The sequence below is a fragment of the Pseudohalioglobus lutimaris genome (genome assembly GCF_002866825.1).
GTDB lineage: Bacteria > Pseudomonadota > Gammaproteobacteria > Pseudomonadales > Halieaceae > Halioglobus > Halioglobus lutimaris.
In genome coordinates, this window is record NZ_PKUS01000041.1 from 38,166 (window position 1) to 48,000 (window position 9,835).

10 protein-coding genes are annotated in these 9,835 nt (G+C 58.7%); 5 read left to right on the plus strand and 5 right to left on the minus strand.

What is annotated here, in order from left to right:
• Positions 1-23: 23 nt before the first annotated feature.
• Entirely contained in the window at positions 24-2,294 is a 2,271-nt protein-coding gene (locus C0039_RS19335) for an OmcA/MtrC family decaheme c-type cytochrome (protein WP_101519010.1), read from the plus strand.
• A 140-nt stretch (positions 2,295-2,434) separates the two neighbouring features.
• Positions 2,435-3,472 carry a ferrochelatase gene (gene hemH, locus C0039_RS19340; RefSeq protein WP_075998780.1) on the plus strand — a complete coding sequence of 346 codons (1,038 nt, stop codon included), beginning with the start codon at positions 2,435-2,437 and terminating at the stop codon, positions 3,470-3,472.
• A gap of 21 nt (positions 3,473-3,493) precedes the next feature.
• On the opposite strand, the gene C0039_RS20970 is transcribed toward hemH, so the two are convergent.
• Positions 3,494-3,736 carry a hypothetical protein gene (locus C0039_RS20970; RefSeq protein WP_133126051.1) on the minus strand — a complete coding sequence of 81 codons (243 nt, stop codon included), beginning with the start codon at positions 3,734-3,736 and terminating at the stop codon, positions 3,494-3,496.
• A 105-nt stretch (positions 3,737-3,841) separates the two neighbouring features.
• Here C0039_RS20970 and C0039_RS19345 point away from each other — a divergent pair, with 105 nt between their 5' ends.
• The gene (locus C0039_RS19345) at positions 3,842-4,249 is read left to right on the plus strand and encodes a rhodanese-like domain-containing protein (RefSeq protein ID WP_101519011.1); all 408 of its coding nucleotides are present in this window, start codon (positions 3,842-3,844) and stop codon (positions 4,247-4,249) included.
• Here C0039_RS19345 and C0039_RS19350 read toward each other — a convergent pair.
• Positions 4,164-4,619, minus strand: a complete 456-nt coding sequence (locus C0039_RS19350) for a methyltransferase family protein (RefSeq protein WP_133126052.1) — start codon at positions 4,617-4,619, stop codon at positions 4,164-4,166. The two genes, C0039_RS19345 and C0039_RS19350, sit on opposite strands and share 86 nt — an antisense overlap.
• Before the next feature lie 12 nt (positions 4,620-4,631).
• Positions 4,632-5,480: a ZIP family metal transporter gene (locus C0039_RS19355; RefSeq protein ID WP_075998783.1), complete on the minus strand. Its 849-nt coding sequence runs from the start codon at positions 5,478-5,480 to the stop codon at positions 4,632-4,634.
• Here C0039_RS19355 and C0039_RS21140 point away from each other — a divergent pair.
• Both C0039_RS21140 and C0039_RS19360 read left to right on the plus strand, forming a co-directional pair.
• The gene (locus tag C0039_RS21140) at positions 5,479-5,622 is read left to right on the plus strand and encodes a hypothetical protein (protein WP_165787196.1); all 144 of its coding nucleotides are present in this window, start codon (positions 5,479-5,481) and stop codon (positions 5,620-5,622) included. The two genes, C0039_RS19355 and C0039_RS21140, sit on opposite strands and share 2 nt — an antisense overlap.
• A 35-nt stretch (positions 5,623-5,657) precedes the next feature.
• On the plus strand, positions 5,658-7,199 hold the full coding sequence (locus C0039_RS19360; RefSeq protein WP_101519014.1) for an aldehyde dehydrogenase family protein: 1,542 nt from the start codon (positions 5,658-5,660) through the stop codon (positions 7,197-7,199).
• 64 nt (positions 7,200-7,263) lie between these two features.
• On the opposite strand, the gene proB is transcribed toward C0039_RS19360, so the two are convergent.
• Both proB and cgtA read right to left on the minus strand, forming a co-directional pair.
• The gene (gene proB / locus C0039_RS19365; protein ID WP_101519015.1) at positions 7,264-8,385 is read right to left on the minus strand and encodes a glutamate 5-kinase; all 1,122 of its coding nucleotides are present in this window, start codon (positions 8,383-8,385) and stop codon (positions 7,264-7,266) included.
• Between the two features lies 1 nt (position 8,386).
• The gene (cgtA, locus tag C0039_RS19370; protein ID WP_101519016.1) at positions 8,387-9,583 is read right to left on the minus strand and encodes an Obg family GTPase CgtA; all 1,197 of its coding nucleotides are present in this window, start codon (positions 9,581-9,583) and stop codon (positions 8,387-8,389) included.
• Between the last annotated feature and the right edge of the window lie 252 nt (positions 9,584-9,835).

The following is a 9,835-nucleotide window of genomic DNA, read 5'->3' on the forward strand; positions in this document are numbered from 1 at the left end:
CGGAGGGGCGGGAGAGAGGAACCATGGGAACACTTACGCGCAACTGGACAATGGCAGCGATGCTCGGCCTCCTGGTCGCCTGTGGCGGCGGGGGTGGCGGTGACCGGGCGACAGGTGTCGAGCCCGGACCTCCCGGCGGCGGACAGCCTCCCGTGATACCCCCACCGGTAGTACCGGATCCCGGCCCGGCCCCTTACGCCGAGCAGACGGTGCTGTTGGCCACCATCACCGGGGTCGCCCTCAACGACAGCAACCAGGCCGTTGTGCAATTCCAGCTGACTAACGGGGAAGGAACAGCCATCCTCGACCTCGCGGTGGATAACATTCGTTTCACTATTGCCAGACTACAGGCCAGCGCGTTGGGCAACCTCACCGGCAACTGGCAGTCTTACGTTAACCGGATCGAGTCTGCCGGCAGTGTCGGCCCAGGTACCGACGACAAGCTGCAGGCCACCTACGAGCGCAATGAAGATGGCCTCCTTAACAATGAAGATGGGACCTATACCTACACATTCGCCACCGATCTGACCAACCTGCCGGAGGAGGTCCTCGCTCAGGCCGCGGTCGAAGGGTTGGACCTCAGCTTTGAGCCGGATCGCACCCACCGGGTGTCCATGCAGTTCGACGGTGCGCCCGGCAAAGCCAATCCATTCTATGACTGGGTGCCCGCCACGGGCGCCACCAGCGGCATCTTCACCATGGACATTGCCGCCACTGCCAACTGTAACAACTGCCATGACCCACTGGCGATTCACGGCGGCAGCCGTCAGGAGATTCAGTATTGCGTGACCTGCCACAATGGCGGCTCTACAGACGCCAACAGCGGCAATACCGTGGATATGAAGGTGATGATTCACAAGATCCACCGCGGTGCCAGCCTGCCCAGCGTCCAGGCTGGCGGGGAGTATGCGATCTGGGGTTTTCGCGACAGCAAGCACGACTACTCCATGCTGCACTATCCCCAGGACATACGTAACTGCGTCAACTGCCACGCCGGCACCGCCACCGGAGGTGGCCGTGACGACCTGGTGCTGACAGCTCAGGGGGACAACTGGGCTGAATACGCGTCTCCCGCAGCCTGTGGGAGCTGTCATGACAGCGATGGCGCCCAGGGCCATATCAACGGCCAGGACGCTAACAACTGCGCCAGCTGCCACGCCGAGGGAGGCTTTGCCGGCAGCATCGCCCAGAGTCACGTTAACCTCATCACCGAGGCGAGCAAGTCGTTTGCAGCGGTGATCACCGATGTGTCCAATACCATGCCGGGCGACAACCCGCAGATCACTTTCCGTATCAGCAACCCGCTCACCAATGAGGATTACGACATCAAGAATGACCCGGTGTTCGAGCCCTTTGGCGTGCGCATCGGTGTCGCCTGGAATACTGCTGACTACACCAACACCGGCAACGGTGGAGACAACGCCAGCAATGCCCAGTCGGATGCCATCCTTGCCTCTACTGACAATGGGGATGGCACCTATACGGTAACCCTGCCCGTTGCCATCCCTGATGGCAGCCAGTCGCCGGGTATTGCTGCCAGCGGCAGTGGTACCGCCACCATTGAGGGGCACCCGGTGGCGGACGTGGACGGCGACGGAGAGGCCGAGAATATTCCGCTGACCAATGCGCATGCATTTTTCTCTATCGATGAGCCCGACGGCACACCGGTACCGCGCAGAACCTCGGTGGAACTGGCCAGTTGCAACAGTTGCCACAGCACACTGGTATTGCACGGCAGCAACCGCACCGATGATATTGATGGCTGTGCTACCTGCCACAATCCGCGCAATACAGACAAGCGCGTCAGGGAAATCGCCATGGACCCGCCCACCGATGGCAAGGATGAGGAGTCCATTGATTTCAAGACCATGATTCACGGCATTCACGCACCGTCAATGCGTGAGAACGCATTGGAGATCGTCGGCTTCCGCGGTTTCAGCACACACCGCTATAACGAAGAGGCAGTGCACTATCCCGGCGACCTCAGCAACTGCACCGCATGTCATACCAGCAGCGGTTACACGCTGCCGCTGGCAGACAGCGTACTGGGCACCACTGTCGATACGGGTGCGGACCGCGCTGACCCGAACGACGATGTGGTGATCACGCCCGCCTCCGCGGTCTGTTCCAGCTGCCACGATGACAAGGTCGCCATCGCGCACATGGAATCCAATGGCGGCAGCTTCTCGACGACACAGGGAGCGATCGATACCGGTGAAGTGGTGGAAGAATGCTCCGTCTGTCACGCCGAGGGACGCAGTGCCGATGTCTCGGCAGTGCACAACCCGCACTAAGCACTCAGCTGTTCGCTGAGCCCGGGTTTACCCGGGCTCAGGCATCTGCTCACGCAGACCACGCGCGCAAGCGTGTGAATCGCGATATTTCACCATCCAACACTTGGCCAGCCTGGTCCACGCACGTATATTAACGCCCCATGAAATACGTCAACACAGCACGTACAGTACCGGGGGGACCGGACAAGGTTGGAGTTCTAATCACCAACCTCGGCACACCGGATGCACCCGAAAAGGCACCTCTGCGCCGGTATTTGAAAGAGTTCCTGTCAGACCCCCGTGTGGTAGAAGTACCCCGCCTGATCTGGTGGCTGATTCTCAACCTGGTGATTCTGAACATTCGCCCGTCCCGCTCCGCGGCGGCGTACAAAACCGTGTGGACAGACCGTGGTTCGCCGCTAATGTTTCACACCCAGGACCAGGCCAGGGGACTACAGGAAGCGCTGGCAGAGCGCTACGGGGATGACATCGTTGTCGACTTCGCCATGCGTTACGGTTCGCCTTCTATCAGCGAGGTGCTGGACCGCATGCTGGCAGCCGGGGTAACACGATTACTGGTCATGCCGCTCTACCCGCAATACAGTTGTGCCACCACAGGCTCCACCTTCGACGCTATCGCGGCGGACTTTACCCGCAGGCGCAACCTGCCTTCTTTAAAGTTTATCTCCCGCTATTACGACCACGCGGACTACATCGGTGCGCTGGCACTGAGTATTCGCACGTTTCAGCAGGAGCACGGGACCCCGGACAGGCTCATCTTCTCCTATCATGGCACGCCCCAGCGCTACTGCGATGAGGGTGACCCATACTACTGTGAGTGCATACACACCACGCAGCTGGTTGCCGAATTACTGGATTTGCCCGAAGGCAGTTACATGACGACATTCCAGTCACGCTTCGGCCGAGAGGCCTGGCTGCAGCCCTACACTGACGAAATCTTGAAAAGCCTGCCGGGCGAAGGGGTTACCTCTGTACAGCTCATCTGCCCCGGTTTCAGTGCGGATTGCCTTGAAACGCTAGAGGAAATCGGCGAAGAGAATCGCGAGTATTTCATGCAATCAGGGGGCAAGGAATACACCTACATACCCTGCCTGAACAGCGACCCCCAGCACATTTCCGTACTGGCACAGCTGGCCGAAGAGGAACTTTCGGGCTGGCTGGAGAGCCGCCTGAACTGACCGCGGCCGGGACACCGCCGCTCAGGAGTCTGCGAGTAGTTTGGCAATCATCGCCTTGAGTTCATCCTCGCTGAACTCACTATTATCAGCGTGACGCTTGATCGAGGTATCAGCGGCCTGGGTATAAATCTCCTCGGCGCTCATTCCTTCCCAGTCCTCGGCTGGCTCATGGCAGTCCATACATATTTCTTCGTCTCCTGCCCAGGCAGAAAACGAAAGCCCCATAACAAGGGCAACAAGCACAGATTTATACAGACGGTTCACAGGCACACCTCGCTTCAATTGTTAATGCCAAGACTATAGTACACCGGCTGGAGCAGTGCATAGCTCACGTGTATTATTGCCCAAACTCACCGGAGGCATCCCCGCATGAAAACCTTGATTACCCTGCTAGCCCTGTTCTACACCGGCGTCAGTCTGGCTCAGGCTCCCGTATTCATCGACGTACGCAGTGCCGAGGAATTTAACCAGGGCCACCTGGAAGGTGCTGAACTGATACCTTACGACCAGATCGAGGGAGGCATTGCGAAGTTGCAGCCGGGGATGGATACCCCCCTTTACCTGTACTGCCGCAGCGGACGCAGGGCTGGCATCGCTGCCGATGCACTGCGCTCATTGGGCTACACCCACGTGATCAACCTGGAAACACTGGAAAACGCAGAGCAAACCTCGGCACAAATGCAGTTGTGCGCTAGATCCAGCGACGCACCTGGCTGCAATATGCCGGATACGCTTCAGGAAACAACTCCAGCAGCATCTGCTCCTCGGGGAGGATAAAGCGGTACTGGATAATCAGCATAAACACCACGGGCACGATGAAAGCAGTGGCGACGCCCACTATCACCGCACAACCCAACAGAATCAGCGCCATACCGAGATACATTGGATTACGGGTAAACCGATAAACCCCGGTGGTCACCAGAGCGCTGACGTTTTTGAAGGGAACCATGTCGGTGTCCGCCTGCTTGAACAGGCCACCGGCGAATACCAGCAGGACCAGGCCCAGCAGCAGAACAACACTACCGGCCACCTGCCCCGCCACACTGGTAAAACGTAAACCCGGCACATACTCATTACAGACAAACTGGGCAACAATACCGAAGGCCAGCCACATTGGCGGATAAATAAAACGTTTCACTCGGGCCACTACCTGCCTCCTCTACCCGTGGTGCATTGCCGCGGGCTCTACCGCGCCAATAGCATAAGCAATGACAATACCCAGCAAGAATGCGAGGGTCAATTTGCCCCTGTCGTGGCTGTGAAAATGCACTTCCGGTAACAGGTCGCTGAGCGCGATACAAATAAAAGCGCCGGCAGAAAACGCCAGCACCGCGGCAACAATGGCATCGCGAGACAAGGTCAGCATGTCGACGCCGAAATAGAACAAAACCGCGCCCAACGGACACATGAGGGCGAAAAGCACATTGGTGGTAGCCCTGGCGGTTCTATCCCATCCACCCGCCTCCATAATGGTGGTAATGGACATCGCATCCAGCGGCTTGTGTAACAGGATAGCCAGAAACACCCCGAAACCCGCCATGCTCACGGTGCTGTGGCCATGGCCCTCACCCAGCATCACCGCGCCCAGCGCCACGCCATCGATCAGCGTGTGCAGGGCGAGCCCAAGGGCAATCCCCACCCAACTGAGGCGGTGCGCGGCGGGTTCATGGTGATGCGGGTGAGCGTGATCGTGATGCCCTTCTTCATCACTGCTGAAATCGTGCTGGTGGAAGTGAAACATGCGCAACAACAGGAACATGGTGATCAAACCGACCATCACCCACCAGACCGCATTATCGATACCATTGCGAGGCCCGGAAAGCACAATACTGTGCGGGAGCAGATGGTAAAAAGCCACGCCCAGCATGAGGCCTGACACCAGGCTCATCACCATTTGCGTACGTGTATGCGTCATCTTTACCCAACCGGGCAACAGCCCGCCCACCAGCGAGAAGCAGGCGATGGCCAGACAGTAAACGAACAGGGTGAGCGTGGGTGACGCCAACATGAATAGGAGCAACCTGATTAACGGACGCGCGATTATTTCACAATCGGTACCGCAACGCATAGCGTTGCGGTCCGTCGATGAGCGCAGAGGTCACTTGCGGCTGGCGGAAGCTGCCATTGACGCGCCGGCTATCGACCATTAGCTTGGAGTTCTGATTATCCAGCCTGGAGCAGACCTGTGTCCCTGTACGAACCGATTGAATCCACAGATTCTCGCCGCCATCTGCAATTGCGCAGCCCGGTGACACTGGAAACCACTGGTGAACTGATATGCGCAAGCCGCGAAGATGTCGCAGCCGCGATAAACCGCGCCCGGGCGGCACAACCCGCCTGGGCAGCCACCAGTATGAAGGAGCGATCCGCAATCGTGGAGCGCGCATTGAAAATCGTGTTGGCGAAACAGGACCAGATCATCGATACGGTGGTCGAGGAAACGGGTAAGGCGCGCACAGACGCCATGAGCATGGAAATATTTTCGGTAGCAGACCAGCTCTGCTACTACGCGAAGAACGCGGAGAAGTTCCTCAAACCACACAAACGCAAGGTTCACGGCCTGCTTGGCTTAATGAAACAGTTGCGTATCGTCTACAAGCCGCTGGGGGTTGTTGGTCTCATCACCCCCTGGAATGGCCCTTTCGTACTGGTTATGAATCAAGCATGTCAGGCGGTACTGGCCGGTAACACCGTCGTCGCCAAAGGATCGGAGGTTACGCCTTATTCTGCGAAGCTGGCCGAGGACATCTTCCGCGAAGCAGGCCTGCCCGAGGGCGTACTGCAGGTGTTACTGGGAGACGGCGAAACAGGCGCCGCGATTGTTCGCGGCGGTGTCGACAAGGTTTCCTTCACCGGTAGTGTGGCCACCGGCAGGAAGGTGGCAATGGCCAGTGCCGAGCAGTTGATCCCCTGTACGTTGGAACTGGGCGGTAACGACGCCATGATTGTGTGCGCCGACGCCGACCTTGACCGCGCCGCGGATGGCGCCTGGGTGGGTTCCTGCATGAATACGGGACACTACTGCTGTGGCACAGAGCGCATTTACGTAGTGAAGGAGGTCTATGACGAGTTCCTCAAACTGGTTTTGGAAAAGGGCAAGGCTCTACGCCAGGGGAGTCAGCATGGCTGGGATGAAGATGTGGGCGCGGTGTTCTGGGACCGGCAGATGGCGATCATTGAAGCCCATGTGGAGGACGCCCGGGCGAAGGGAGCGAGCATTCTTATGGGCGGGCGCCGTAATCCTGACCTGGCCGGGCTCTATTATGAACCCACGGTCATTACCGAGGTGGACAACAGCATGGATATCATGGTGCTGGAGACGTTCGGACCGGTACTCTGCATCCAGAAGGTAGATTCGGAAGAGGAAGCGCTGCAGTTGGCCAACGATTCTGAATTTGGTCTGAACGGCAATGTCTGGACGCAGGACAAGGAGAAAGGTTATCGCCTCGCTGCAGCTATCGATACAGGCTCCTGCTCGGTCAACGACATGGCGCTGAGCTATGGCATTCCAGCGGCACCTTTTGGCGGCAGGAAGAACTCTGGCCTGGGGCAGGTCAACGGCAAGAAGGGCCTGCGCGGTTACTGCCACGAGATGCCTATTGTGATTGACCGCTTTGGCGGCAAGATGCAAAACGGCTACCCCTATAGCACCAAAAGTGCGGAGGGGATGCGCAAGTTAATGGACTTACTCTGGGTGAAGACGCCGCTGGGGAAATGGATGAGCTGACGCGTTGCCTGGGCCCCGGGAAAGCAGCTTCAGCAAAACACGCCCATCACCTCGCTCTGAAGGATCAAACCAGCACAAGGTTGTCCCGGTGGATCAGTTCTTCATCGCCGGCGTATCCCAGAATGCTTTCTATTTCAGTAGACGCCAAGCCCAGGATGCGCCGGGTCTCATCGGCGCTGTAGTTGACCAGGCCCCGCGCGACTTCCCTGCCGTCTACGTCACGGCAGGACACCATATCGCCACGAGCAAAGCGTCCCTGGACGCTGCATACCCCTACCGGCAACAGGCTGCGGCCGGACTCGCGCAGCACGCGCACGGCCCCGGCATCCAGTTCGACACTACCCTGTATCTTGATCATGCTGGCCAGCCACTGTTTGCGTGCGTTCTGCGGCAGCTTACCGGTGCGCAGCCAGGTGCCAATGTTGTCGCCCGCGGCGACTCTGGCGACAACGTGCTCCTCGCGCCCACTGGCGATAACCGTCTCTGTGCCCGAGCGGGCGGCTAATCTCGCCGCACGCAGCTTGGTCACCATTCCACCGCGACCAAGCTTACCACCCTCCCCGGCCATGGCATCGAGTTCCGGGGCATGCACATCGGCTGACTCCACCAGCGCTGCGTCAGGATTCTTCCTTGGATCTGCTTCGTACAGGCCCTGCTGGTCTGTAAGCAGTAGAAGCGCATCTGCGTCAATAAGGTTGGCGACCAGGGCGCCCAGGGTGTCGTTATCGCCGAAGCGTATTTCGTCCGTTACCACGGTGTCATTCTCATTGATCACCGGGACGACACCGAGAGCCAGCAGGGTATTTAGCGTACCCCGTGCATTGAGGTAGCGGTCGCGCGCAATCACGTCGTCATGACCGAGCAGCACCTGGGCGGAGATAATGCCATGCTGCTTGAACGCATTCTCATAACTCTGCACTAACACGGACTGGCCCACGGCCGCGGCAGCTTGCAGATCGTGCAAAAGGTGTGGTCGACTCGCCATGCCCAGGCGCACGATGCCGGCGGCAACGGCCCCACTGGAAACCAGTACCACTTCGCAGCCCTGATCGCGCAAGCGCGCCAGCTGGCTGACCAGGTCATTGATTACCACATCATCCAGACCGCGCCCGTCGTCGGTCAACAGCGCACTACCCACCTTGACTACCCAGCGCCGGCTGGCGGTAATTTCCGTTCGTTCGGTCATCTCAGGGCACGTACTCTACGTCCACGTCGTAATCGTCCTCATCCCAGTCATCGTCGGCGCCGTCCTCCTCTTCGGGGGCCCGTCGATGCTGCGCACGCAGCTGGGCGATGCGCAGCCTGGCTTCTTCCTGCATCCGATGCTGAAGAGCCACGTCCGCCTCGGCCAGCTCCGGGTCGGCGGCCTCGCGCTCACGCATTTCCTCCAGGTAAGTCATCAGGTCGCCGCACAGCGCATCGGTCCCCTCTCCCCTGATGGCGGAGATTTCATACACTGGCCCCTGCCAATCCAACGCCTCCAGAACGGCTGCTTTGCGCTCCGCCAGTGTCTCTGCATCGATCATATCGATCTTGTTCAGAAGCAGCCAACGCTCGCGCTCGGCCAGCGTAGGGCTGAAGCGCCCGAGCTCAGCGGCAATCGCCACCGCGGCATCTGCCGGCTCGACGCCGTCGTAGGGTGCCATATCAACAATATGCAGGAGAATACGGTTGCGCGTGAGGTGCTTTAGAAAGCGAATCCCCAGACCTGCGCCTTCAGAAGCGCCTTCGATCAGTCCGGGTATGTCCGCGACGACGAAGCTGCGATGCGCCTCGACCTTCACCACACCCAGGTTCGGCACCAAGGTGGTAAAGGGGTAGTCCGCCACTTTTGGTTTGGCTGAGGAGACGGCGCGAATAAAGGTTGATTTTCCTGCATTGGGCAGGCCCAGCAGGCCGACGTCCGCCAGCACTTTTAGCTCGAGTTTCAGCGAACGCACTTCGCCTTCGGTGCCCGGGGTGGTCTGGCGCGGCGCGCGATTGGTACTGGACTTGAAGCGGGTATTTCCCAGGCCGTGATAGCCTCCCTGGGCGACCTTCAACTGCTGTCCGCTACTCTGGATATCGCCGAGAATCTCACCGGTATCTTCATCGAGAATCGTTGTGCCAACCGGCACCTTGAGTATGAGGTCTTCGCCTTTTTTACCGGTGCAATTGCGCCCTTTACCTCCCTCGCCGTTCTCGGCGCGATAGCTGCGCACGAAACGGTAGTCCACCATGGTATTGAGGTTCTCATCACCCTCGAGAATAACGCTGCCGCCATCACCCCCGTCGCCGCCGTCGGGACCACCTCTGGCAACGTATTTCTCCCGACGGAAACTGAGGCTGCCGTTCCCGCCTTTTCCGGCGTATACGGTGATACTTGCTTCATCTACGAATTTCATGTTTTGCTGCCCTCGTGGGCCTTTTTACCCTTGTAGTTCCGTGCCGTGACAAGGTCCGGAACGTAATCTGCTGTTAACAGTATATCGCCACCGAATACATCTCACTCTAATCGCCACATCATCACAAGTCAGCGGCATAAAAAAAGGTTCATCGCACATTAGCGGGAAATGAGGCATTCAAACAAAGCCGACACCACGAATGGGGTAAGCCTTCCTCGGTTGAAAACAAACGTCCACGCCCTTGGAAGGCTT

Coding starts and splice junctions, on each gene's coding strand:
- C0039_RS19335 (WP_101519010.1), top strand. CDS start 24: ATGGGAACACTTACGCGCAACTGGACAATGGCAGCGATGCTCGGCCTC.
- hemH (WP_075998780.1), top strand. CDS start 2,435: ATGAAATACGTCAACACAGCACGTACAGTACCGGGGGGACCGGACAAG.
- C0039_RS19345 (WP_101519011.1), top strand. CDS start 3,842: ATGAAAACCTTGATTACCCTGCTAGCCCTGTTCTACACCGGCGTCAGT.
- C0039_RS21140 (WP_165787196.1), top strand. CDS start 5,479: ATGAATAGGAGCAACCTGATTAACGGACGCGCGATTATTTCACAATCG.
- C0039_RS19355 (WP_075998783.1), bottom strand. CDS start 5,480: ATGTTGGCGTCACCCACGCTCACCCTGTTCGTTTACTGTCTGGCCATC.
- proB (WP_101519015.1), bottom strand. CDS start 8,385: ATGACCGAACGAACGGAAATTACCGCCAGCCGGCGCTGGGTAGTCAAG.
- cgtA (WP_101519016.1), bottom strand. CDS start 9,583: ATGAAATTCGTAGATGAAGCAAGTATCACCGTATACGCCGGAAAAGGC.